This window comes from Cupriavidus sp. GW822-FHT02D05, assembly GCF_058802485.1.
This window is the reverse complement of record NZ_JBXAOE010000002.1, coordinates 44,619-69,331: the sequence shown is the minus strand read 5'-3', so window position 1 is coordinate 69,331 and position 24,713 is coordinate 44,619. Positions and strand designations below refer to the sequence as shown.

The following is a 24,713-nucleotide window of genomic DNA, read 5'->3' as shown; positions in this document are numbered from 1 at the left end:
TATCGAATTCTGCCGACAATACCGCTGCGCCCCGGTCGCGCTACCAGCGATGCACGTAGGTGGCCGTCATGACGATGCCCGCCGCGGGCAGGTGGGAGGTGTTGTTGCTGTTGCGCAGCAACTGGCTGTAGAGCGGGTAGTAGTAGCGGTTGAGCAGATTCTGAATGCCCACTGTGATGGTGTCCTTCTTGCTGACCTGGTAGCGGCTGATGAGGTCCAGCGTGGTGTAGCTGGCCACATCGCGCCGCCCAAAGCTGTCGGCGCCGTTGAGCCGGTAGTCGTGTCCGGCGAAGAAGGTGGCTTGCAGGCGGTGGCTCCAGGCGGGCGTGGGCCGGTACTGCACGTACCCGGTGAGCTTGAGGGGCGGGATGCGGTAGCCGCTCATCTGCTGGCTCGGGCTGCCTTGCGGGGTTTCGCGGCCGCGCATCAAGGTGAAGGTGCCGCCGGTGCCCCATTGCTCGTTGTCGGACAGGTAGTCGGCGGAGGCTTCCACGCCATAGATGCGCTCGGCGGTGCGCGTCAGGATCAGGCCGTTGTTGAAGCTCTGCACGTCGCCCAGGTTGGAGGTGGTGTAGAACACCGCCAGCGAGGTCAGGGTGTTGCCGAAGGCGCCGCGCCAGCCGAGCTCGTAGTTGTTGGTCTTGACCGGCTGCAGGTCGGAGGCGCCGAGATCGAAGCCGGCGCGCGCATTGCGTACCTGCAGGCCGATGTCGGGCAGGTTGAAGCCCTGGCTGAACGCGGCATAGAGCTCGTGCCCCTTGACCGGCTTGTACACCACGCCGACATTGCCCAGCAGCGCTGTGTAGTCGACCGAGCCGCCCTTTACCGTAGCCGGCTGTGCCAGGCGCGATTGCGACAGCGGCACGAAGTCGTTGAAGCGGGCGTTGGCGTACTGATAGCGCAGGCCGCCCTCGGCCGACCACTGCGCGTTGAACTTGTGCTGCAACTGGCCAAAGCCGCCCAGGCTGCGCGTGGTGATCTGCGGCATGTAGGTGAGCGTGCCGGTCTTGTTGAAGACGCGGCCGCCGCTGGCGTCATAGGCCTTGGGATCGAAGATGTCGATCGGCATGTCGCTGCGTTCCTGCTCGAAGTCCAGGCCCCATACCAGGCGGGTGCGCTTGGCGCTGTCCAGCGGCGTCTTGATGGTGAGGCGGCTGCCGAACACGTGGGAGTTTTGCATGGACTGGTCGACATTGCCGCCGCGCGTGACGACCGCGCGCGCGTCGAAGGGCGTGAAGCGCGTGAAGTAGTCGCGGTAGTAGAGCTGCGCGCAGACCGCGCTGCCTGCCAGGTCCTTGTGCTCATATTCGAGATTGACCAGCGTGTTGCGGATCTGGTTCTGGTCGGCGAGCTGCAGGCCGCTGATGGCGCGTGCGGGCACGCTGCCCGGCGTCAGACGGGCTACCGATGGGTCGGAGGCGTAGTCGGTGTCCTGTGTGGCGTTGAAATGGCTCACCGCAAGCTGTACGCGCTGCTCGGGCGTCAGGAGCAGGCCGAGCTTGCCGCCGATGTTGTAGTTGTCCGACTGGAACAGGTCGCCCTGGCTGGGCTCCGGAGCGACGCGCTGGCCGCGCGCATCGTAGGCGCTGCCGATGCGGCGGGCACCGACGTCGAAAGCATAGTCGACCATCCCCTCGCTGCCGGAAACATGCTGCTGCAGCTGGCCGGACAAGCCATCCGCGCGCAGCCGGGACAGCGGCGAGGTGAGTGAAAACGTGGTCTCCGACAGCGGCGGGCCGCCGGCGGGGCGCGTGTTGATGGAGACGATGCCTCCGGTGGCCCCGCCGCCGTAGATGGCGCTGCTGCCGCGCAGGACTTCGATGCGTTCGATCAATGCGGGGTCCACGTTGGCGAGGTTGCGCGCCGAGTCCCGGTTGGTGTTCAACGGAATGCCATCGACGAGGACCAGCATGCCGCGGCCCCGCAGGGTCTGGCCGAAATCGGTCACGGTATGGCTGGAGTCGGCCATGCCGGGAACGACCTTGGAGAGCAGGGTGGCGACGCTGTCGGAGCCGGTCTTCAGCGCATCGAGCTCCTCGCGGTCGATGACCGTGACTTGCCGCGTGGGGCGCATCAGGTCGCTGGAGGTTCGCGAGGCGGTGACTTCCACGGCTTCGAGCATCCTGGCGGCCTCCGGGGCGGGCGCGGTCGTCGTTGCCGGGGTGGTCAACGTTGTGGTGGCGGCGACCGGTGCGGCGGCACCGGCCTGGCCCACGGGCTGCAGCACGATGCCGCTGCCATTGCGCTGGTAGCGGATGCCGCTGCCCTTGAGCAGCATATCGAGCGCGGCTTCGGCGGGCATGCTGCCATGCACGGCCGGGGCTTGCTTGCCTGCCACCAATGCGGGCGTGAAGAACAGCTGGAGCGATGTTTGCCGGCCGAGCTGCGTGAGCGCGTCGGCCAGGGGCTGGGCACGGATGTCGATCGCCACCGGCGATGGCAAGGCTGGCTGGGCAGTTGCCGGCGTGGCAACGGCGCCGATCAGCGCGGCGGCCACGGTGGCCATCAGGAGGGGCCTGGCGCGTGCGTGGCGGGCCGGGATCTGTTGCTGCTTCTCAGGATGTTGCTGGTTCACGTCGGGTCTTCTCGGAGAGGCCGGATTGGCACAAAGGCACGCAGGCCCGCGGCGCGCGGGCACGTTCCGGGAGAAGACGAAACGCGGAGCAAAAACCTGAATCTAGCGTGAAAATATTTCCGTGCTGCCGTCGGGCAGGGTGCGCACGCCCACCGGCAGGAACTGCGGCAGGGCGGCGAGCAGGGCATCGGTATCGTCGGCGCGGAACACGCTGCTCAGCCGCAGTGCGCCGGTGCCGGCGTCGCGGATCCTGACCGGGCTGCGCCGATAGCGGGAGACCTCGGCGGCTACCAGCGACAGCGGCTGGTCCTTGAACAGCAGCTTGCCTTCGCGCCACGCCACGGCGGCGCCGAGATCGACCGTTGCCGCGGGCGCGACCCGGCCGTCGCCGGCAATGCGCGTGCCAAGGCCGGCCGACAGGCGCGCCGCAGACGCAGCTGCACTGCGCCCTTGTACGCTCACCGACCCGGATTCGACCGCGACCGTGACCTCGGCGCCGTCCCGGCGCACGTCGAAGCGGGTGCCGGTGACCGTGACGCTGCCACTGCCGGCATCGACCACGAAGGGCCGCTCGTTGGCGTGGGCGACCTCGAACATAGCCTCGCCGTCTGCCAGCGTCACAGTGCGCTGGCCTGGCTCGAATCGTACCGATAGCCGCGTGCGCGTGTTGAGCTCGACGACGGAGCCGTCGGGTAGCGTCACGCGTTGCCGCTCGCCAGGCGCGGTGCTGAAGCTGGCTGTGTAGTGGCTCGCATCGCTGGCCACATAGGTAGCCGGGCCGGGCGCGGCCTGCTGGCGCATGAGCCAGGCGGCGCCAACGGCCACCGCGCAGAGGCTGGCCAGTATGGCGGCGCGCAAGGCAGGTCCCGATCTCCGGGCGGCGGCGGCCGGTGCTGGGTCTTGCGCCAGGGCGCGCAGGCGCTCCGGGTCGAGCACGCCTGCCACTTGCCAGATGCGCTCCAGCGCGGTGTATTCGGCCCGGTGCATGGGGCTGGCGCCAAGCCAGGCCGCCATCTCAATGCGTTCTCGCTCGCTGAGTGAGCCAGCGCGGACGCGCGCAAACCAGCGTGCCGCGGCTTCACGGGGAGCGTCCGGCGGCGGCGTCGGCGTCATTGGCGTCATCGGCGTGCGGCCCCAGGGAGGGGCGCGGGCAAGGAGGAGGGGGCAGGAGCCTGGATCAAGGCGTGGTACTCAATGGGGTGCTTGCGGGCCGAGCCGGTCGCGCAGATGGCGCATCGTGCGGATCATGTGTTTTTCGACCATGTTCCTGGAGACCTGAAGGCGCTCGGCGATCTCTTGCTGGGAGAGCCCTTCAAGGCGTTGCCAGACAAAGACCTGACGGCATGCCAGCGGCAGCTCCGCCAGCGCCTGCTCGAGCGCGGCGGCGAGCTGGATAGCGTGGAGCGCGGCTTCGGGATCGCCGGAGCTTGCGTGATGCGTGTCGATACTGTCAAGCGGGAGCGTCTGCCGGCCTCCCTCGCGCCGGAAGGCGTCAATGGCAAGGTGGCGGGCGGTCTGGTGCAGGTAGGCGCGGGGATGCTCGGGCGGGCTGTCCTTGCGCTCCAGCACCTTGAGCAGCGCGTCCTGAGTCAGGTCCTCGGCATCAAAGCGATTGGCGAGCTTGCGAGTCCAGGTGCCAACCAGCTCTTCGTAGTAGGCGAACAAGCCGAACGCGCGCGAGGGATGTGACGGCATGGCGTGCGCGCGGTTGCGGGTGGTTGCAAATGCGACGTATTATCATTTGCACGGGCAATGTTCGTCAATAGCTACATTGAGTGGCGCGACAGAGCAGCAATACGGAGCAGCAACATGGCGCCCGCCCGCCGGCGCGAAAAAAAAAGCCCGCGAACTGCGCGGGCCTTTGAAAGCGCAGCCGGTGTAAGCGGATCCGGCTGGCTCGCGATTGTCGCAATGGCCGTCGGAATCTCTTTCCCCTCTGGCGATGGGATCAGCGGAGCAGGAAGGCGATATCGTCGACGCTGATCTGCCCCGGCGCGACGCCGCGGCGCTGCTGGAAAAGGATGTGCTGGAGGACCTGGCGGCGCTGCCTGGCGAAGACGGCCAGGTCGATGGTAATGCCGGCCCGGGCGTAATGCTCGACCAGCAGCTTGTAGGCACGGTGGCGCATCTGCAGGGCTTCGCCCTCGGCGCGCAGCCGGCCGGTGTCTTCGGGCGGCGTCACCTCGGCCTGGCGCAACGCCTCCATGGCGGCGGCGTGCATGTCGCGGTAGCGGTCCAGTTCGGTTTGCGTGGCGTGCAAACGCTCGCGCAGCGCGCGGACCTTGCGCTGCAGCTTTAATGTCATGCCAACGCCGTGCTCGATGAGGGCGACGGTTTCCAGCGCGTGGCTGGCTGCGGCGATCGTGTTTTTCCAGATGCCCCTGTCCGTCACCTCGACGTCCGGCGCCCACCCGTTGCTGGCTCCGCGCAAGCTTTTCATAAGACCCCTTGACCCTAGTGTTGATGTCAGGCGGACAGCTTTATGGTTGCCGTCCTGTCCTGGACCACGGAGATCGTGCCACCGTGGTTGTGATGCGAATCGTACGGTCTGGCCGTGCGCGGGCGAAGTAGAAGATGCTTAGATCTGGTTTTCCCAACACCTATGTCGCGTCATGTCTGTGCGGCTCGACACCAGGTCATCGGTAAGCGATATGGCAATGAGAAGCGGTCTTCTCCAGACTTGCTGATGGGATAGTTGCCCAATCCGGCGCAAATACGGCAGTCCCGCCTTCTATACCGTACAGAGGGCGGCGAATCGGACTAGGATACAGAGATGGCACTTAATTTTCCCAATCCCAGCCGGAGTTACGACCCATCCAGGCATTGCGTATGTTTTTGGGGCTACGACAGTTCGCGTGAGATCTCCTTCGAGGTCGACCGAGCGGTACTCTCCAACCTCAGCCCCGAACTGCGCCCGGACGAGCCTGCCGTGCTGGAGGCATTCGACCGCCACCGCGACCACATCCTGGAACTAGCACGCGGGCTTTATTCCCGCAGCCGGCAGAACAGGTACACCATCTCCTGACGGCGGCACGATCGCTGGTGATTCCGATCGTGAGGGGCGCTCGCCCGTCACGATGCCTTTGCCGTGCGAGGCGGCAGCGGTGCGGGTTCCGCCGCCATCTTGTCCGCCGCATAGGGGCGCAGGAAACTACGCGCCAGTTCCGTATCCCGGCAGTTCAGCCAATCGTCCCAATCGGTGGGCGGCACGATCACGATCATCCTTTTTTCCTTGCCCGGCGCATGGAAGCGGCGCATCAACGGGTGGCGATCCGAGTTGATGGTCAGCATGGTGAAGCTGACGGCCTGCTGGCCATCCGCGCCTGGCCACGCGCGCCAGAGCCCCGCGATCGCCATGGGCGCGGCGTCCTTGAGCCGGATGCGCCAGCGCACAGCCTTGCCGGTTTCGTAGTTGGGCTCGTAGAAGCAATCCGCTGGCACCAGGCAGAACTGGCCGCTCTTCCAGGCGGCGGAGAAGGTTCGTTTTTCGGCCACCGATTCCGAGCGCGCGTTCGTGGTGTCGAACTTCGCCACGCCCGGTGGAATGCGTTTCCTGGGGACCATGCCGAAGGTAGCGACCAGGCATTGCCGCTGGCCATCATGGTCCGAGACGAGCAGCGGCGCCGCATAGTCGGGCCATGTTTCCGGCGGCCATTCCTGCGCCGGGCGGGTGACGCCAAATACGTCGCGGAGCAGGCCAGCCTGCGCGGGTGCGTAGTTGATGCACATGGGCTGCCTCCAGCGGGCGCCGCTTGCTAATGGGATTTACCAGTATGGAGGATGGGTGGGGAAGGCCAAAGCCCGGTACGGGCGAACGCCCGCTGATTGCCGAGCCGATGCGGTTGCGCGAGGCACGCAACCGGGCGCGGCCCGGCCGGCGCGAAGGTCAGCTTTCCTGCGCTTCCAGCGTGAAGCCGGCGCCGTCGTCCTGGCGCAGCATCGTCACCAGGGCCGGCATGGCTGCCTCCAGGGTTTCTTTCAGGCGCCACGGCGGGTTGACGATGAACATGCCGCTGCCGTGCAGGCCCAGCCCGCCGGCGACCGGGTGCTTGACGCGCAGGGTGACGTGCAGCCAGCTCTTGAGCGGCAGCTTTTTCAACTGCACCGGCAATTGCACGGATTCGCGGCGCTGCACTTCGGGATACCAGATCGCGTACATGCCGGTGGCAAAGCGCTGCAGGCAATCCTGCAGGCTGCGCACCACGCGGCCGTAGTCCTGCTTGTCCTCGTATGACGGGTCGATCAGCACCAGCGCGCGGCGCGGCGGCGGGGGCAGGATGGCGTTGATGCCGGTGAAACCGTCGCCGTCGTACAGCATGACGCGGCGGCCGGCGCCACGGAAGTTGTCGCGCAGCACCTGGATTTCGGTGCTGTGCATCTCGAACAGGCGCAGGCGGTCCGCGTCGCGCAGCATCTGCCAGGCGAGCCAGGGCGAGCCGGGATAGTGCTTCAGGTTGCCGTCCGGGTTCAGCGTGCGTACCTGCTCCAGGTAATCCTCGACCAGCGTCGGCATGGGCCGCTTGGCGGCGGCGGCCTGCCACAGCCGGGCAATGCCGGTCTCGAACTCGCCCTTTTTCTGCGCGTAGGCGTGATCGAGCGCATACAGCCCGGCGCCAGCGTGCGTGTCGATGTACCAGAAGGGCTTGTCTTTCTGGCTCAACTGCTCCAGCAACTGGACCACGATGGCGTGTTTGAGAACATCGGCGTGGTTGCCGGCGTGGAAGGCGTGACGGTAGCTGAGCATGGCGAGGCGGGAAAAGGGCGTGCGGGGCGTGCAGGTGCCGGCCTGGAGGGGCCGGCGGCACAGGGCGCTATGCTACCATCGCCGGGCTTTGGGGCGGGCCGGCGGCATGCCGGAGGGCGCGCCTGGCGGGCGATTGCCGATTGCCGATTGCCGATTGCCGGCTCCTTCGCCATCCTCCGGTCCCAATGCACTTCCAATGCATTGCGCGTCTGACGGTCCTGCGCATTTCCCATTCTCCCGACCCTTGTCACCTTGTTGCCTTGTCCATGTCCCGCAGCCTAGATCTCGCCGAGCCCGCATTTTCCGCCTCAGGCTTGCCATACTCGGCGCGCTACGACGAGGCCTATCACGGTAACGTTGATAGCCTGGAGCGGGCCCGTCACGTCTTCCTTGCCGGCAACGGTTTGCCGCAGGCCTGGGGTGGGCGCGACCAGTTCGTGATTGTGGAGGCCGGCTTCGGGTTGGGGCTGAACTTCCTGGCAACCTGGCAGGCATGGCGAGACGATCCCAAGCGTTGCCGCCGGCTCCACTTTGTGTCGATCGAGAAGCATCCGTTGACGAGCGAGGGGCTTGCCGCGATGCATGCCAGCCTTGGCGCGCAGGCGGCGCTCATGCCGTTGGCCGCCGAACTGAGGGCCGCGTGGCCGCTGGCGCTGCCCGGCCTGCACCGGCTGGAATTCGAGGGCGGGGCGGTCGTGCTGACGCTGGCGTTTGGCGATGTCGACGCCGTGCTGCCGCGGCTGGCGCTGGGCGCGGATGCGTTTTACCTGGACGGTTTTTCGCCTGCGCGCAATCCTGATATGTGGCAGCCGCCATTGATGAAGCGGCTGGCCCGGCTGGCTCGCCCGGAGGCCACGCTCGCCACCCACGTGGCGGACATCGTCTTCCAGCGGGGTTTGCAAGCCGCCGGCTTCGCGGTCAGTTCTGCACCGGGATATGGCTCAGAGCCACCGATGACCGTGGCGCGCTTCCCCGTCATGCGCGGCACGCGGCGGCAGCCGCCGCCATCCGCCGCCGCGTGGCCCGAGCGGCACGCGATCGTCATCGGCGCGGGCCTGGCCGGCTGCGCGGTCACGGAGCGGCTGGCCTTGCGTGGCTGGCGCGTGACCTTGTTCGATGCCCATGACGGCCCGGCGCAGCTGACTTCGTCCCACCGTGCCGCCGCCATGCATCCGCACTTGTCCTCGGATGACAGCGTCCTGTCGCGCCTGTCGCGCGCCGGCAACCTGCAGGCCCTGCGGACCTGGGCGGGGCTGGCGGCGGCGGGACATGCGCCCGGCTGGCAGGGCTGCGGCGTGCTGCAGACCGGTGCGGGCGTGGAGGACGCAGCTATCCAGCAGGCGGCTCTGGCCGCCCTGGGTTTTCCGGAGGCCTTCGCGCGGTGGATGAGCGCCGAGGAAGCGGCCAGCCGGCATGGCGCGCCGGTGCCCCATGGCGGGCTGTGGTTCGGGCAGGGCGGCTGGGCGCCGCCGCCCGAGATCTGCCGCGCGCAGTTGACGCGGGCCGGGACGGCGGTAACGGCGCGCTATGGCAGCCGCGTTGCGCGGCTGGCGCGTGTGGCGGATGGCTGGCAGGCGCTGGATGAGGCGGGCATGGTCATGGCAGCGGCGCCGGTGGTGGTCGTGGCCAACGCGTACGAAGCGCTGCGCTTGCTCGCGCTGCGCCATATGACGATCGACCGGGTGCGCGGCCAGCTCACCACACTGGAGCCGGCAGAGCTGGCGCGCCTTGGGCAATGGCCCGATTGCGTGGTCACCGGCACCGGCTACCTGCTGCCGCGCGCCGCGGATGGCACCGCGCGCATCGGTTCCAGCTACGAGCCGGATGCACAGGAATCCGGCGCGCTGGACGAGCGCCCCGCGGTGCACGCCGAGAACCTCGCCCGGCTCGCCGCATTGCTGCCGGCGCTTGCCGGCACGGCCGCCAGCCTGGATCCGGCAACGCTCAAGGGGTATGTGGGCGTGCGCAGCGTCTCGCACAACCGCCTGCCGCTGATCGGCCGCGTGGCCGACGAGGCCCAGGCGGCGCGGGACGCCGCGGCACTCAGCGGGGCACGCCTAAGGGATATCCCTCGGCTGCCGGGGCTTTACGCGGCACTTGCATATGGCTCGCGCGGCCTCACATGGGCCGCATTGGGGGCGGAATTGCTGGCCAGCCAGATCGAAGGGGAGCCATTGCCGCTCGAGCTCGAACTGGCCGAGGCCATCGATCCGGCGCGCCTGCTGGTGCGCGCCTTGCGCCAGGGGACCGTGGCAAGCGGTGATGTGCCCGCCGAGCCGGTTCCCGGGTAAAAACTGCCGGAACCGAATGAAAACCGTGCGATAATGCCCGTTTTCCGTTTGCGTGGACCTGCGCCCGGATGCTCTGGAAACGCCAATTTTTGCGCGTGTCCTGCGTGCGACGCGGTTTGCGTGCCGGGTATCGGCATTAGCCGTCGCTTTGCCTGTGTCTTCTCGGGCACGCGAGCGGGGTGCGCTTACGAACACAACAACACTCTGGATTGGATCAACGACCATGTCGAATGTCATTGAAAACCTTGGCAAACTGGACCGCAAGGTGACCCTGGCCATTCCCAAGGCCGAAGTCGAAAAGGAAAAGCTGGAACGTCTGGTTCGCCTGTCGAAGACGGTGAAGATGTCCGGTTTCCGTCCCGGCAAGGTACCGATGAAGATGGTCGAGAAGCAATACGGCCAGCAAGTCGAGTTCGAAGTGCGCTTCGACAAGGCTGCCCGCAAGTTCTTCGACATCACCAAGGAACAAGACGTCAAGGTTGCCGGCCAGCCGAAGTTCGAAGTCAAGACCGACGGCGTGAGCGAAGACGAAGTGGCCTTCGACGCGACTTTCGAGGTCTATCCGGAAGTCAAGCTGGGTGACCTGGCTGGCGCCGAAGTGACCCGCACCAAGACCGAAATCAGCGATGCCGAAGTCGACAAGACCATCGACATCCTGCGCAAGCAGCGCGTGCACTACCACACCCGTGGCGAAGCCGGCGAGCACGGCGACGGCGGTGCGGAAGTGGCCGCCCAGAATGGCGACCGCGTGACCCTGGACTTCGTCGGCAAGATCGACGGCGTGGAATTCCCCGGTGGCAAAGCTGACGACTTCGCCTTCGTGCTGGGCGAAGGCCGCATGCTGCCCGAGTTCGAGCAAGCCGCACTGGGCCTGAAGGTTGGCGAAAGCAAGACCTTCCCGCTGGCGTTCCCCGAGGACTATCACGGCAAGGACGTGGCCGGCAAGACTGCCGAGTTCACCGTCACGCTCAAGAAGATCGAGTGGGCGCACCTGCCGGAAGTCAACGACGAGTTCGCCAAGTCGCTGGGCATCGCCGACGGCAGCGTCGAGAAGATGCGCGCCGACATCCGCGAAAACCTGGAGCGCGAAGTCAAGCGCCGCACGCACGCCATGCTGAAGGACCAGGTCATGGACGCGCTGCTGAAGGCGAGCGAGCTGGAAGTGCCGAAGGCCCTGATCGAGCAAGACCAGGAGCGCCTGGTGGAAATGGCGCGTCGCGACCTGGAGCAACGTGGCATGCCCAACGCCAAGGACATGCCCATCCCGGCCGAAATGTTCACGCAGCAAGCTGAGCGCCGCGTCAAGCTGGGCCTGATCCTGGCCGAGATCGTCAAGGCTCACGGCCTGGACGCCAAGGCAGACCAGATCAAGGCCGAGATCGAAGACTTCGCCAAGAGCTACGAAGACCCGAAGGAAGTCATGCGCTGGTACTACGGTGACCAGCAGCGCCTGGCCGAGATGGAGGCCTACGTGCTCGAAAACAACGTGGTAAATTTCGTGTGCGACAAGGCCAAGGTCACCGACAAGACGGTGTCCTTCGAGGAACTGACTGCCGAAGGCAACAACCAGCCTCAGCAGGCCTGAGCCTGGCCCGTGGCCGGCGCGCGTGGCGCGTTGGCCGCAGCCTTGTCTCTTACCGAACTCCAGGAGAACTTGCATGACCCGCAATGATTTGCTTGACCGTCTGGCCACCACGCAGGCCTCCGCCCTGGAAACGCAGGGACTGGGGCTGGTGCCGATGGTGGTTGAGCAGTCCGGTCGGGGCGAGCGCGCCTATGACATCTATTCGCGCCTGTTGAAGGAGCGTCTGATTTTCATGGTCGGCGAAGTCAACGACCAGACCGCTAACCTGGTGGTCGCCCAGTTGCTGTTCCTGGAAAGCGAAAATCCCGACAAGGATATTTCGCTCTACATCAACTCGCCGGGTGGCTCGGTGTCGGCTGGCCTCGCCATCTACGACACCATGCAGTTCGTCAAGCCGGACGTGGCCACGCTGTGCATGGGCATGGCAGCCAGCATGGGTGCCTTCCTGCTGTCGGCTGGCGCCAAGGGCAAGCGTTCGGCGCTGCCCAACTCGCGCATCATGATCCACCAGCCGCTGGGCGGCGCGCGCGGCCAGGCCTCGGACATCGAGATCCAGGCCCGCGAGATCCTGTACCTGCGCGAGCGGCTCAACACGATCCTGTCGGAAGTCACCGGCCAGCCGGTCGACAAGATTGCCCGTGACACCGATCGCGACAATTTCATGAGCGGCGAGCAGGCAGTGGACTACGGCCTGATCGACAAGGTGCTCGCCCGCCGTGCCTGACAGACCGGCCCGGCTGCCGCAAGGCGGGCCGGGCCGGGGTCGGGTGGCGATCCTCAGGGTATCGCCGCCCGGCCGCAACGAAGAAGGCTATACAGAAACGAGGCCTTGTGCCTCGTTTTTTGCTTTTGCCCCACAGCTTGGGGGTCTACCCGCCGCGCCATTTTTTTTGGCGTATGATGCGTTTGAAGCGTATCCCCGCAGCGCTCCGGCACTGCGGCACGCACACTGCTAATGTGACTGATTCCTATGGCGGATAAAAAAGGTTCATCCAGCGAGAAGCTCCTTTACTGCTCGTTCTGCGGCAAGAGCCAGCACGAGGTAAAGAAGCTCATCGCGGGCCCGTCGGTGTTCATTTGCGACGAATGCATCGACCTGTGCAACGAGATCATCCGCGACGAGGCTGCTGCATCCGACAAGGACGCGGGGGCCACGGCCAAATCCGATCTCCCCACCCCGCACGAGATCCGCGAAAGCCTGGATCAATACGTGATCGGGCAGGAGCAGGCCAAGAAGATCCTGGCCGTAGCGGTGTACAACCACTACAAGCGCCTGAAGCACCTCGGCAAGAAGGACGACGTCGAGTTGTCCAAGAGCAACATCCTGCTGATCGGTCCCACCGGTTCGGGCAAGACGCTGCTGGCGCAAACGCTGGCGCGCCTGCTCAATGTGCCGTTCGTGATCGCTGATGCCACCACGTTGACCGAAGCCGGCTATGTCGGCGAGGACGTGGAAAACATCATCCAGAAGTTGCTGCAGAACTGCAACTACGAGGTGGAAAAGGCACAGCGCGGCATTGTCTACATTGATGAGATCGACAAGATCTCGCGCAAATCCGACAACCCGTCCATCACCCGCGATGTCTCCGGTGAAGGCGTGCAGCAGGCCCTGCTGAAGCTGGTCGAAGGCACCATGGCTTCGGTGCCCCCGCAAGGCGGCCGCAAGCACCCGAACCAGGACTTCCTGCAGGTGGATACCACCAACATCCTGTTCATCTGCGGCGGTGCGTTCGACGGCCTCGAAAAGGTCATCATGCAGCGTTCGGACAAGACCGGTATCGGTTTTGCCGCGCAGGTGCAAAGCAAGGAAGAGCGCGAGGCCAGCGAAGTGCTGCCGCAGGTCGAGCCGGAAGACCTGATCAAGTTCGGGTTGATCCCGGAACTGATCGGCCGCCTCCCGGTGGTGGCTACGCTGGCCAAGCTGGACGAAGCCGCGCTGATGCAGATCCTGGTCGAGCCGAAGAACGCGCTGATCAAGCAGTACCAGAAGCTGCTGGCGATGGAAGGCGTTGAGCTGGAAATCCGCCCGGCCGCGCTCTCCGCGATTGCGCGCAAGGCAATCCGCCGCAAGACCGGTGCACGTGGCCTGCGTTCGATTCTCGAACAATCGCTGATGGATGTGATGTACGACCTGCCTAACTACAAGGGCGTGCAAAAGGTGGTGATCGATGAGAACACCATCACCGGGGACGCTCCGCCGTTGCTGATGTACGAGGAACAGCCTAAGGTGGCTGGTTCGAACTGACGCGAACGCCGGCGCTTATGACGATGCCAGGCCGGCAGCGAGTCCTGAGAGGCCGTTCGCGAAAAGCGAGCGGCTTTTTTTCTTCATTTTCGTAAAACGAAGGGGAGGAAACGGGGGTATGCTGTTTGGACGGGTCTTGCAAGTGCGGGGAGCAGCATTTTGCAACTAGCATCGAATCGCGTGCAAAGGATGTCTTGCAATCGATTCATGAGACCCAATTTACGCCTAAATGACTGACTGGGGAAAATGATGTCCGGAACACAACTCCTCCCGGCTGAGCCGATCCGCTTGCCACTGTTGCCGCTGCGCGACGTGGTGGTGTTTCCGCACATGGTGATCCCACTGTTCGTGGGACGTCCGAAGTCCATCAAGGCGCTGGAAACTGCGATGGAGGCGGGCAAAAGCATCATGCTTGTGGCCCAGAAAACGGCGGCCAAGGATGAGCCGACCGCTGACGACCTCTATGAGGTGGGCTGCATCGCCAACATCCTGCAAATGCTCAAGCTGCCCGACGGCACCGTCAAGGTGCTGGTGGAAGGCACGCAGCGCGCGAATATCCGCGAAGTGAGCGAAGACGAATCGCACTTCATGTGCGAAGCCGTGCCCGTGCCGCCGGGTCCGGTCGAGACCGCCGAGACGGAGGCGCTGCGCCGCGCCATCGTGTCGCAGTTCGACCAGTACGTAAAGCTGAACAAGAAGATCCCGCCCGAGATCCTGACGTCGCTGTCGGGTATCGACGAGCCGGGTCGCCTGGCCGACACCATCGCCGCGCATCTGCCGATCAAGCTCGAGCAGAAGCAGAAGATCCTGGAGATGGTGAATGTCACCGAGCGCCTGGAGAGCCTGCTGTCGCAGCTCGAAGGCGAGATCGACATCCTGCAGGTGGAAAAGCGCATCCGTGGCCGCGTCAAGCGCCAGATGGAGAAGAGCCAGCGCGAGTACTACCTCAACGAGCAGGTCAAGGCCATCCAGAAGGAACTGGGCGAGGGCGAAGAAGGCGCTGACCTGGAAGAACTCGACAAGCGCATCAAGGCTGCGCGCATGCCGAAGGAAGCCAAGAAAAAGGCCGACGCCGAATTCAAGAAGCTCAAGCTGATGTCGCCGATGTCGGCGGAAGCCACGGTCGTGCGCAACTACATCGACACGCTGGTCAACCTGCCGTGGCGCAAGAAGAGCAAGGTCAACAACGACCTCGCCAATGCAGAGCGCGTGCTGGATGAAGACCACTACGGTCTCGAGAAGGTCAAGGAACGCATCCTTGAGTATCTTGCAGTGCAACAGCGCGTGGACAAGGTAAAGGCACCGATCCTGTGCCTGGTTGGGCCCCCTGGCGTGGGCAAGACCTCGCTCGGGCAGTCTGTTGCGCGTGCCACGAACCGCAAGTTCGTGCGCATGGCGCTGGGCGGCGTGCGTGACGAGGCCGAGATCCGTGGCCACCGTCGCACGTACATCGGTTCGATGCCCGGCAAGATCCTGCAAAGCCTGGCCAAGGTCGGCGTGCGCAATCCGCTCTTCCTGCTCGATGAAATCGACAAGATGGGCATGGATTTCCGCGGCGACCCGTCGTCTGCATTGCTCGAAGTGCTGGACCCGGAACAGAACCACACGTTCCAGGACCATTACATCGAGGTCGATTTCGACCTGTCCGATGTGATGTTCGTGGCGACCTCCAATTCGCTCAACATTCCGCCTCCGTTGCTGGACCGGATGGAAGTGATCCGCCTGTCGGGTTACACCGAGGAAGAAAAGGTCAACATCGCCCAGCGCTACCTGCTGCCCAAGCAGATCAAGAACAATGGTCTGAAGCCCGGCGAGATGGAAGTGAACGAAGACGCCCTGCGCGACATCATTCGCTACTACACGCGGGAAGCGGGTGTGCGTTCGCTCGAGCGTGAAGTGTCGAAGATCGCCCGCAAGGTGGTGAAGTTGCTGCTGCTCAAGAAGGAAACGGGCACGGTCAAGGTCGCGTCCGAGAACCTGGACAAGTTCCTTGGCGTGCGCAAGTACGACTTCGGCCTGGCCGGCAAGGAAAACCAGGTAGGCCAGGTGACCGGTCTGGCGTGGACGGAAGTGGGCGGCGATCTGCTGACCATCGAAGCCGCGATCATGCCGGGCAAGGGCAACATCACCCGCACCGGTTCGCTGGGCGACGTGATGAAGGAGTCGGTCGAGGCGGCACGTTCGGTGGTGCGCTCGCGGGCACGTCGTCTGGGCATTACGGACGAGATGTTCGAGAAGCGCGACATCCACATCCACGTGCCTGAAGGCGCCACCCCCAAGGATGGCCCTTCGGCAGGCGGTGCGATGACCACGGCGCTGGTGTCGGTGCTCACGGGCATTCCGGTGCGTGCTGACGTGGCCATGACCGGTGAGATCACGCTGCGCGGCGAAGTCCTGCCGATCGGTGGCCTCAAGGAGAAACTGCTCGCGGCGCATCGCGGCGGTATCAAGCTGGTGCTGATCCCCGAAGAGAACGTGAAGGATCTCGCGGAGATTCCGGACAACGTCAAGAACGCCATCGAGATCGTCCCGGTGCGCTGGATCGACAAGGTCCTGGAACTCGCGCTCGAGCGCAAGCCCGAGCCTCTGCCTGAAGAAGTGGCCAAGCCTGCCGATGTGGCGGACAAGGGCGCTGCCAAGGTCGAGATGATTCATCACTGATGATGTCTCGCTGATGCTGCCGTAGCTTGCTGGCAGCGCATGAAAAACGCCGCGGGTGTCCCCGCGGCGTTTTTCTATTCTGGCTCCTGTTCCGCCTTCGATCCGTGCCACCTTGCACAACGTGCAGGTGCATTTTCCGGCCTGTAAAAATGCCCGCGAAGAATACTTGGCAAAACGCTAAAGGCTGTATTACACTTGCGCCCTCGCAACGCAAACAGCAGTAATTACTCTGATATGTGCGCGGCGATGCTTGCAGCATGCAGTGCGGCTGCGGTAAGAGCGGGTGCTTAGCTCAGTTGGTAGAGCGGCGCCCTTACAAGGCGTAGGTCGGGGGTTCGAGCCCCTCAGCACCCACCATCGCTCCTGCCGCAAGACAAGCCCGACACACAGAGGCATACTGCAACACCGATTCAGGAGTGGTAGTTCAGTTGGTTAGAATACCGGCCTGTCACGCCGGGGGTCGCGGGTTCGAGTCCCGTCCACTCCGCCAAACAAGCAGTCAGCAAAACGGGCCCTTAGTGGCCCGTTTTGCTTTTTGCGCATCACATCGCTTCACACATTCCGCGCTCCGTTCTTGATCAAGCCGGCTCCGGCTTGCAGTGTCCCGGAGCACACGCCACGGCATGGGCAGATACGGCTCGCCAATTGCAGCCACAGGGCTGCAAATCGCGTGAAGCCTGCCGCTCCTGATAGAATCCCGGAGTTTGCCGTTCGTACAACCCTTTTCCTGAGTCAGCATGCTTGATTTCGTACGCAACAACCGGCGCTTGATGCTTTTGCTGCTGCTGGTGCTTGTCTTCCCGTCGTTTGTGTTCTTCGGCGTGGAGAGCTACTCGCGTTTCATGGACAGCTCGCACGACCTCGCCAAGGTCGACGGCCGCGCTATCACCGCGCAAGAAGTGGATAACGTGGTACGTGACCAGAGCGAGCGCATGCGCCAGATGCTTGGCACGAACTACGACCCGCGCCAGTTCGAAGGCGCGCAGGCACGCCAGCAGGTGCTCGACCAGCTGATCCTGCAGCGCGTGGTAGCGGATGAGGTGGCCAAGAAGCACCTGACCGTTTCCAACGAACGCCTGCTCGAGACGATCAGCAGCATTCCCGCCATCGCTCAGTTGCCGAAGAAGAAAGACGGCACGATCGACGACAAGGCCTATGTCGGCCTGCTGGCCCAGCAGGGCATGACGCCGGAGCAGTTCGACGCCCGCATGCGTTTTGACCTGGCCACCCAGCAGCTCAGTAGCTCGGTTGGCGCTACCGCCTTCGTGCCGAAGTCCTTGCTGGACCGCCTGATCGCCATTCGCGACCAGCAGCGCGACGTGCAGGCGCTGCAAATCAAGGCGGCCGATTTCACCGCCAAGGTCAATCCGGATGACGCCGCGCTGAAGGCCTACTACGAAAGCCACAAGGCAGCGTTCTCGGTGCCCGAGCAAGCCAAGGTCGAATACCTGGTGCTGTCGGCCGACGCGCTGGCCGCGTCGACGCCGGTCACGCCCGAAGAGCTCAAGTCCTACTACGACAGCAACATCGCGCGCTTTCGCACCGACGAGCAGCGCCGCGCCAGCCACATCCTGATCGGCTCGCCCAAGGAAGCCCCGGCCGCAGAGCGCCAGGCTGCCAAGGAAAAAGCCACCAAGCTGCTCGAGGACCTGCGCAAGCATCCCGAGACGTTTGCCGACGTGGCCCGCAAGCAGTCGCAGGACCCGGGCTCGGCGGAGAAGGGCGGCGACCTCGGCTTCATGGGCCGTGGCGCGCTGGTCAAGCCGTTCGAAGACGCGATGTACGCGCTCAAGGATGGCCAGATCAGCGACGTGGTCGAGACCGACTATGGCTATCACATCATCAAGCTCACCGGCATCAAGCCGGCCGAGACCAAGCCGCTTGACCAGGTCCGTACCGAGCTGGAAGTGGAGCTGCGCAAGCAACTCGCCGCCAAGAAGTACACCGAACTGGCTGACACGTTTGGCAATACGGTCTATGAGCAGTCCGACAGCCTCAAGCCGGCCGCCGACAAGTTCAAGCTGACGATCCAGAGCGCCGACAACGTGACCCGCCAGCCGAACCCGGCCCTGGGCGCGCAAAACCCGCTCAATAACGAGAAGCTGCTCAAGGCGCTGTTCAGCGATGAGTCCGTCAAGAACAAGCGCAACACCGAGGCCGTGCAGGTTGGCCCCACCACGCTGGTGGCGGCGCGCATCGTCGACTACCGCCCGGCCACGGTGCGCAAGTTCGAAGACGTGCAGGCCAAGGTGCGTGAAGGCTATATCGCGCAGCAGGCAGCCGAGCTTGCGGCCAAGGCGGGCGCGGAACGTCTCGAAGCACTGAAGAAGAGCGGCGGCGCCGACGGCTTCGGCGCATCGGTAACGGTCTCGCGTGCCAAGGCCGACGGCCTGGCACCGAAGGCGGTGGAAGCCGTGATGCGTGCCGATACCGCCAAGCTGCCCGCGTATGTCGGCGTGGACCTGGGCGCCGATGGCTACGCGATCTATCGCATCGGCAAGGTCAGCCAGCCGGCGCAGGCGGATGCCGCGCAGCGCCAGGGTGAGGCGCAGCAACTGGGCCAGATGCTGGGCCAGAGCCAGCTGGAAGCCTTCTACGAAGGCCTGAAGGACCGGGCCAAGGTGAAGTTGCTCAAGCCCGCTACCACCACGGAAGCGGGTTCGGCCAGCGGGGCTGGCGCGCAGTAATACTGCCGCTCGCAGCCATAAAGAGAAAGGCGCCTTCGGGCGCCTTTCTCTTTATGGCAAAGCCGCGGACAACTAGCGGGTAGCTGTCTCGGCCGCCGGCGCCTTCAGCAAGGGCTTGAGCTGCGGCCAGACGGTATCGAGCAGCGTGCCCTGCGCCTGCGCCGTGGGATGGAGGCGGTCTGCCTGGAACCACTCTGGCTTGGCGATGACTTGCTCCAGCAGGAAGGGCACGAGCCGGACCTTGTACTCGCTGGCCAGCTTGGGGTAAAGCGAGAAGAACCGTTCGGTGTAGTCCGGCCCGTAGTTGGGCGGGATGCGCATGCCCACCAGCAGCACGCTGGCCTTGGCCTGCTGTGCGCTGGTGACGATGCTGCGCAGGTTGGCCTCGGTGGTCTGCAACGGCAGGCCGCGCAAGGCATCGTTGGCGCCAAGCTCCACGATGACCACGGCCGGATGGTGCCTTGCCAGCAGGTCGGGCAAGCGCGTCTTGCCGCCTACCGTGGTCTCGCCGCTGATGCTGGCATTCACGACGTTATAATCGAAACGTTCCGCCCGCAGACGCGCCTCCATCAGCTTGACCCAGCCTGTATCGCGGGCCAGGCCATACTCAGCGGACAGGCTGTCGCCCAGCACCAGGATGGCGGGCGTTGCCGCACGCGCCATCGACGCCGTGGCCGGCACCATCGCGGGCAGCAGCGTGGTCACGCACACCGCCAGCGCCAGCTTTCGCCAACCGCACCAGAACTTCTTGCTCATGTCTTCATCCATTCTTGCAGTCGAGTCATTAGGAAAGACCGTAGCCGACACGACAGGTTCGCTGACGATTTTGCACGACGTGTCGTTTTCCGTCACGCCCGGCGAAACGCTGGCCATTGTGGGCGCATCCGGCTCGGGCAAATCCACCCTGCTGGGCTTGCTGGCGGGCCTGGACCTGCCCACGACAGGCACCGTCAAGCTCAACGGGCAGGACCTGTTCCAGCTTGACGAAGACCAGCGGGCAGCGCAGCGCGGACGCCATGTGGGCTTTGTGTTCCAGTCGTTCCAGCTGGTCGGGCACCTGAGCGCCCTGGAAAACGTCATGCTGCCGCTGGAGTTGCGCGGAGAGACCGCTGGCGTGAGCGAGCGCGCCGCCGACATGCTGGCCCGCGTGGGGCTGAGCGGGCGCCTTTCCCACTATCCGCGCACGCTCTCCGGCGGCGAGCAGCAGCGCGTGGCGCTGGCGCGGGCGTTTGTGGCCCGTCCCGACATTCTCTTTGCCGACGAGCCTACCGGGAGCCTGGATACGGCCACCGGGGAGGCCGTCATTGCGCTGATGTTCGAGCTGAACCGCGATGCCGGTTCCACCCTGGTGCTGGTCACGCACGATCGCTCCGTGGCGGCCCGCTGCGGGCGCATCCTGACCATCGAAGCCGGCCGGGTTGCCAGCGACGAGTGGATGACCGCGCCGGTTTGATAAAACGCTGCGTCAGGCGTTGCCGAGCGCCGCGCGCGCGCGCGCAATCAGGCTGCCGGTCGATGCGTCGTGCTGCCCGGCGGCGGCACTTTCCGCATGGTTAAGCTCGCCCTCGATCGGCTTGGCCAGGATCTTGCCGAGTTCCACGCCCCACTGGTCGAACGAGTTGATGTTCCAGACCACGCCTTGCACGAAGGTGCGGTGTTCGTAGAGCGCGATCAGCGCGCCGAGGGTATGCGGCGTGATGTCTTCCATCAGCAGCGTGTTGCTCGGCCGGTTGCCCTCGAACACCATGTGGGCGATACGGATCTCGTCGGTGAGGCCCGTGGCGCGCAGTTCCTCGGCCGTGCGCCCGAGCATCAGCGCCTCGGCCTGGGCAAAGCAGTTGGCCAGCAGCTTGGCGTGATGGCCGGGCAGCAGGCGCGGCGGCCGCAGCGGCGCCACGAAATCCACCGGCACGATCTGCGAGCCCTGGTGGATCAACTGGAAATAGGCGTGCTGGCCGTTGGTGCCAGCGGAGCCCCAGACCACCGGCGCGGTATGGGCGCGCACGTGGCGGCCGTCAAGCTGCACCGATTTGCCGTTGCTCTCCATCTCCAGCTGCTGCAGGAAGGCAGGGAACAATTCGAGCGAGGTGGAGTACGGTGCCATGCAGCTGGTCGGCATGCCGAAGAAGTTGCGGTACCAGATGCCGAGCATGCCCAGCACCACGGGCATGTTCTGCGCCAGCGGCGCGCTGCTGAAATGCGCATCCATGGCGCGGCCACCGATCAGCAGGTCTTCGAATGCATCGAAGCCCACCGCCAGCGCAATCGACAGGCCGACCGAGGACCACAGCGAGAAACGCCCGCCGATCCAGTCCCAGAATTCGAACATGTGCGCCGGGTCGATGCCGAAGGCGCGCACTGCCTCCACATTGGTCGACACCGCGGCAAAATGGCTGGCCAGCTGCTCCTGGGCCACGCCTTGGTCGAGGAACCACTGGCGCGCGCTGCAGGCGTTGGCCATGGTCTCGAGCGTGGTGAAGGTCTTGGAGCAGACGATCACCAGGGTTTGCTCGGGGTCGAGACGGTCCAGGCATTCGGCCAGTTCGGTGCCGTCCACGTTGGAGACGAAATGCATGCGCGGGCCGTTGCCGGCCAGGTGCGAGAGCGCGCGGCACACCATGCGCGGACCCAGGTCCGAGCCGCCGATGCCGATGTTGATGACGTCGGTGATGCGCTTGCCGGTGAAGCCGGTCCAGTCGCCGCTGCGCACGCGCTGCGAGAACACGCGCATGCGGTCCAGTACGGCGTGGATGGCGGGCATGACGGGCTTGCCGTCAACCTTGAACGCTGCGCCGGCGCCGGCGCGCAGCGCGATGTGCAGGACCGCGCGGTCCTCGGTGGCGTTGATGTGGTCGCCGGCAAACATGGCATCGCGGCGTTTCGGCACGCCGGCTTCATCCGCCAGTTGCATCAGCAATGCCATGGTCTGCGGCGTGATGCGGTTCTTGGAGTAATCGAGATACAGGCCTGCGGCTTCCAGCGAGAACTGCTCGACGCGTTGTTCCGCGGAGCCGGCGGCAAACCACTCGCGCATCGGCGTTTCGCGAATGGCGTCGTGGTGTTGCAGAAGTGAGTGCCAGGCGTGGAGGTCTGTGGGCATGCGTGCGGAAATCTTTGAAGGACAGCGCGGAAGTACCGTTTCAAGCTTGGTTTTTCGGCTAGATATCATTGCTCCCCGGCAGCCAGCCCGGCTGGCCTTGCGCAACGGTCAGGAGCCTCTCAAGTATAACGCGCCCATCTGGCACGACTCGGCGTTTTGGCGGCAAAAGACGGCATTAGTGCTTCCGAGGGGATCGATCGCCGGGCGCATTCCTTCGCGCGCTGGCGCCGTTCTCCCGTCAGCCGGGGCGCCCGAGCCGGCGCGCAACCGCCCGCAGCGCTGACTCGCCCCCCGCCACGCACACCCCGCCCACGCAGATCACCGCCACGCCGAGCGCGGTGATCCAGTCCGGGAACTGGCCGAACGCCAGGTAGCCGATGGTCGTCGCCGACAGGATCTGCAGGTAGAGGAAGGGACTGAGGAATGACGCATCCGCGTACTGGAACGCGCGAATCACAAAATAGTGGCCAATCGAGCCGGTGATGCCAGTGCTCAGCAGGAGCACGGCTTGCAGCGGCGTGGGCGCCGCTTCGAACCAGAAGAAGGGCACCAGCAGGGTGGTCAGGGCGGCGCCGGTCACGCCGCTCTGGATCAAGGTGGTCATGGGCGCGTCATGCGCGGCAATGCGCCGCGTCAGCATCTGCATCAGCGCGAACACCAGTGCCGACAACAAGCCCAGCGTAATGCCGGCCCCGCTCAGCTCGCCGCCGGGGCGCACCACGATCAGCATGCCAATGAAGCCGATCGCCACGCCGCTCCAGCGGCTGACGCGCGCATGCGCGCTCGGGCGCTCGCCGAGCAGCCAGGGCGACAACGCCACCACGAACAGCGGCGCGCAGAAATTCAGCGCCGTGGCCTCGGCCAGCGGCATCAGCTTGAGCACGCTGAAGAACACCAGCGTGGAGACCAGCATCATGCCCCCGCGCAGCCACTGCAGGCCCGGTTTCACGGGGCGCCATTGCTGGCGGAAACGCACCGGCCCGAGCAGCAGGAAGATGGCGGCCACATGGCCCACGTAGCGTACCCACGCCACGCCCACCACCGGCAGGCCCTGCTGGGTCAGCGTCTTGCTGCTGGCATCCAGCAGGCTGAGGATCCATTGGCCGAGCACCAGCAGGGCCACGCCGGTCAGCAGCTGGCGCCGGGCCGGCGAGCCGCTGGCGGCCTGCAGGCGGGCGCCGCCATCCGTCGCCTTGCTCATGCCTGCTGCGCCCGCAGCAGGGCATTGAACAGGTCGCGCACCGGCAGGTAGAGCTCGCTCGCGGTCAGGCCGGCGGGGCCGGTGCCCTGCGCCACCAGGTGGTCGGCGGCGCGCCCGTGCAGCCAGACCGCGGCCTGCGCGGCCTGCAGCGCTGGCATGCCTTGGGCCAGCAGGGCGCCAATCATGCCGGCGAGCACGTCGCCGGTGCCGGCGGTGGCCAGGCCGGCATTGCCGGTCGGGTTGATCGATAGCGACATGCTGCCAAGCGCATCCGGTGGCGACGCGATCACCGTGCCCGAGCCCTTGAGCACGACCACGGCCTGCCATTGGGCCGCCAGCGAGCGCGCCGCCGCCAGGCGGTCGCGCTGGATCTCGGCCACGCTGATGCCGGACAGGCGCGCGGCTTCGAGCGGGTGCGGCGTCATCACGCGCACCGGCGGGCCGCCGCCAAGCATGGCGGCAAGCGCGGGGTCCGCGGCCAGCAGGTTCAGCGCATCGGCATCCAGCACCAGCGCGGGCGGCTCGGTGGCGGCCACGCTGGCTTGCAGCAACTGCGCCAGCTGCTTGCGCGCCGCCGTGCCCGTGCCCATGCCCGGGCCGATCACCAGCGCGGACATGTAGGTCAGCTCGATCTCCGCGATCGGGTGCAGCATCAGCTCCGGGTGCACAAGGTCGATCAGCGGCGCGGGCTGCGCCAGGAAAGCGATGTGCACGCGCCCGGCGCCAAGGTGCTGCGCGGCACGCGCGCCAAGCAGCGGTGCGCCGGTCATGCCGATGCCGCCGCCGATCACGGCGAGCGAGCCGAACGTGCCCTTGTTGGTGGCATGGCGCCGCGTGGGCAGCGCCGATGCAAACGACGCCGGCACGTTGACCGTGGCGCAGGCAGACTGGGCCGGCGGGTAGCGCAGGCCGAGCGGGGCGATATCGACCTCGCCCGCGCAATCGCGCCCGTCGAGCGTGAGCAGGCCCGGCTTGGCACCGATGAAGGTGAGGGTGCGGCGCGCGCGTACCGCCGGCGTGCCGGCGCCGGTATCGGCGAACAGCCCGCTCGGGATGTCGAGCGAGAACACTGGCAGCCGGGATTCGGCAAGGTGCGCGATCCACTGCGCCGTGAAGCCATCGGCGGCGCGGTTCAGGCCAATGCCGAACAAGCCGTCGACCAGCGCGCAGGTGTCCGGGGGAAACGGCGGCAGGGTGCCATGGCAGGCGGACTCCGGCATGGCGTGCAGTATCACGCCGGCCGCGCGCGCCTCCAGCCAGGCACGCCCGGCGTCGGCGGGCAGGCGATCGGGCTCGGCCGTCAGCCACACCTGCACCTGCCGCCCGGCCTGGTGCAGGCGGGTGGCGGCCACCAGCGCGTCGCCGCCGTTGTTGCCCGGGCCGGCCAGCAGCAGCAGCGGGCCCGCTGGCGCATGGTGCGCCAGCCAGGCCGCCGCGGCAGCGCCGGCCCGGGACATCAGCGCGAAGGCGGGCAGGCTGGCCATGGCGGCCGCTTCAATGTGGCGGATGGTCGCCACGTCGTACAGCGGGATCACGCTGGCGCTTGCCGCGTCCAGGGGCAGCCAGGCATCGTCGGGCAGCGCAGCGGCCAGCGTGGGAGAAGTCGGGGCAGAGCTTTGCATGG

Annotated in this window: 18 protein-coding genes and 2 tRNA genes; 10 read left to right on the top strand and 10 right to left on the bottom strand. The window is 65.7% G+C overall.

Annotated elements, in window-relative coordinates; genetic code table 11:
* Positions 1-40: 40 nt before the first annotated feature.
* The 4 genes from AC1RQK_RS02720 to AC1RQK_RS02705 form a co-directional block, all read right to left on the bottom strand.
* Positions 41-2,506 carry a TonB-dependent receptor gene (locus tag AC1RQK_RS02720; protein ID WP_492807853.1) on the bottom strand — a complete coding sequence of 822 codons (2,466 nt, stop codon included), beginning with the start codon at positions 2,504-2,506 and terminating at the stop codon, positions 41-43.
* Between the two features lie 171 nt (positions 2,507-2,677).
* Complete coding sequence (locus AC1RQK_RS02715; RefSeq protein WP_492807558.1) at positions 2,678-3,688, bottom strand: FecR family protein; 1,011 nt, start codon at positions 3,686-3,688, stop codon at positions 2,678-2,680.
* Between the two features lie 78 nt (positions 3,689-3,766).
* Entirely contained in the window at positions 3,767-4,270 is a 504-nt protein-coding gene (locus tag AC1RQK_RS02710; protein ID WP_492807556.1) for a sigma-70 family RNA polymerase sigma factor, read from the bottom strand.
* Between the two features lie 253 nt (positions 4,271-4,523).
* On the bottom strand, positions 4,524-5,015 hold the full coding sequence (locus AC1RQK_RS02705) for a hypothetical protein (protein WP_492807554.1): 492 nt from the start codon (positions 5,013-5,015) through the stop codon (positions 4,524-4,526).
* A gap of 333 nt (positions 5,016-5,348) precedes the next feature.
* On the opposite strand from AC1RQK_RS02705, the gene AC1RQK_RS02700 reads away from it, so the two are divergent.
* Positions 5,349-5,600, top strand: coding sequence for a DUF1488 family protein (locus AC1RQK_RS02700; protein ID WP_043345911.1), 252 nt, complete (start codon positions 5,349-5,351; stop codon positions 5,598-5,600).
* A 47-nt stretch (positions 5,601-5,647) separates the two neighbouring features.
* On the opposite strand, the gene AC1RQK_RS02695 is transcribed toward AC1RQK_RS02700, so the two are convergent.
* Both AC1RQK_RS02695 and AC1RQK_RS02690 read right to left on the bottom strand, forming a co-directional pair.
* Positions 5,648-6,304, bottom strand: coding sequence for an SOS response-associated peptidase (locus AC1RQK_RS02695; protein WP_492370659.1), 657 nt, complete (start codon positions 6,302-6,304; stop codon positions 5,648-5,650).
* 157 nt (positions 6,305-6,461) lie between these two features.
* Positions 6,462-7,319, bottom strand: a complete 858-nt coding sequence (locus AC1RQK_RS02690; RefSeq protein WP_043345913.1) for a 23S rRNA (adenine(2030)-N(6))-methyltransferase RlmJ — start codon at positions 7,317-7,319, stop codon at positions 6,462-6,464.
* A gap of 266 nt (positions 7,320-7,585) precedes the next feature.
* Here AC1RQK_RS02690 and mnmC point away from each other — a divergent pair, with 266 nt between their 5' ends.
* The 8 genes from mnmC to AC1RQK_RS02650 all read left to right on the top strand — a co-directional run bounded on the left by mnmC (position 7,586) and on the right by AC1RQK_RS02650 (position 18,788).
* Positions 7,586-9,610 carry a bifunctional tRNA (5-methylaminomethyl-2-thiouridine)(34)-methyltransferase MnmC2/FAD-dependent 5-carboxymethylaminomethyl-2-thiouridine(34) oxidoreductase MnmC1 gene (gene mnmC / locus AC1RQK_RS02685; RefSeq protein ID WP_492807551.1) on the top strand — a complete coding sequence of 675 codons (2,025 nt, stop codon included), beginning with the start codon at positions 7,586-7,588 and terminating at the stop codon, positions 9,608-9,610.
* A gap of 223 nt (positions 9,611-9,833) precedes the next feature.
* On the top strand, positions 9,834-11,195 hold the full coding sequence (gene tig / locus AC1RQK_RS02680) for a trigger factor (protein WP_441630808.1): 1,362 nt from the start codon (positions 9,834-9,836) through the stop codon (positions 11,193-11,195).
* A gap of 73 nt (positions 11,196-11,268) precedes the next feature.
* On the top strand, positions 11,269-11,919 hold the full coding sequence (gene clpP / locus AC1RQK_RS02675; RefSeq protein ID WP_043345919.1) for an ATP-dependent Clp endopeptidase proteolytic subunit ClpP: 651 nt from the start codon (positions 11,269-11,271) through the stop codon (positions 11,917-11,919).
* A 246-nt stretch (positions 11,920-12,165) separates the two neighbouring features.
* Positions 12,166-13,440 (top strand): ATP-dependent Clp protease ATP-binding subunit ClpX, encoded by a 1,275-nt coding sequence (gene clpX, locus AC1RQK_RS02670; protein ID WP_043345921.1) that lies wholly within the window; start codon positions 12,166-12,168, stop codon positions 13,438-13,440.
* A 249-nt stretch (positions 13,441-13,689) separates the two neighbouring features.
* Positions 13,690-16,101, top strand: coding sequence for an endopeptidase La (lon, locus tag AC1RQK_RS02665; RefSeq protein ID WP_043351692.1), 2,412 nt, complete (start codon positions 13,690-13,692; stop codon positions 16,099-16,101).
* A gap of 281 nt (positions 16,102-16,382) precedes the next feature.
* Positions 16,383-16,458, top strand: a tRNA-Val gene (locus AC1RQK_RS02660).
* A gap of 56 nt (positions 16,459-16,514) precedes the next feature.
* Positions 16,515-16,591 (top strand) — tRNA-Asp (locus tag AC1RQK_RS02655).
* A 247-nt stretch (positions 16,592-16,838) separates the two neighbouring features.
* On the top strand, positions 16,839-18,788 hold the full coding sequence (locus AC1RQK_RS02650) for a SurA N-terminal domain-containing protein (RefSeq protein WP_492807548.1): 1,950 nt from the start codon (positions 16,839-16,841) through the stop codon (positions 18,786-18,788).
* A 72-nt stretch (positions 18,789-18,860) separates the two neighbouring features.
* Here the strand turns inward: AC1RQK_RS02650 and AC1RQK_RS02645 are convergent, their stop codons facing one another.
* A complete protein-coding gene (locus tag AC1RQK_RS02645) occupies positions 18,861-19,544 on the bottom strand; it encodes an arylesterase (protein WP_492370656.1) in 684 nt (227 codons plus the stop codon).
* Here AC1RQK_RS02645 and AC1RQK_RS02640 point away from each other — a divergent pair.
* Complete coding sequence (locus AC1RQK_RS02640; RefSeq protein WP_492370655.1) at positions 19,543-20,241, top strand: ABC transporter ATP-binding protein; 699 nt, start codon at positions 19,543-19,545, stop codon at positions 20,239-20,241. The two genes, AC1RQK_RS02645 and AC1RQK_RS02640, sit on opposite strands and share 2 nt — an antisense overlap.
* 12 nt (positions 20,242-20,253) lie before the next feature.
* Here AC1RQK_RS02640 and pgi read toward each other — a convergent pair whose 3' ends face one another.
* The 3 genes from pgi to AC1RQK_RS02625 form a co-directional block, all read right to left on the bottom strand.
* Positions 20,254-21,888, bottom strand: a complete 1,635-nt coding sequence (gene pgi, locus AC1RQK_RS02635; protein ID WP_492807545.1) for a glucose-6-phosphate isomerase — start codon at positions 21,886-21,888, stop codon at positions 20,254-20,256.
* 238 nt (positions 21,889-22,126) lie between these two features.
* Positions 22,127-23,089: a DMT family transporter gene (locus AC1RQK_RS02630; RefSeq protein ID WP_492807543.1), complete on the bottom strand. Its 963-nt coding sequence runs from the start codon at positions 23,087-23,089 to the stop codon at positions 22,127-22,129.
* Positions 23,086-24,711, bottom strand: coding sequence for an NAD(P)H-hydrate dehydratase (locus AC1RQK_RS02625; protein ID WP_492807541.1), 1,626 nt, complete (start codon positions 24,709-24,711; stop codon positions 23,086-23,088). Before AC1RQK_RS02625 ends, AC1RQK_RS02630 begins: the two co-directional genes overlap by 4 nt.
* Positions 24,712-24,713 lie beyond the last annotated feature (2 nt).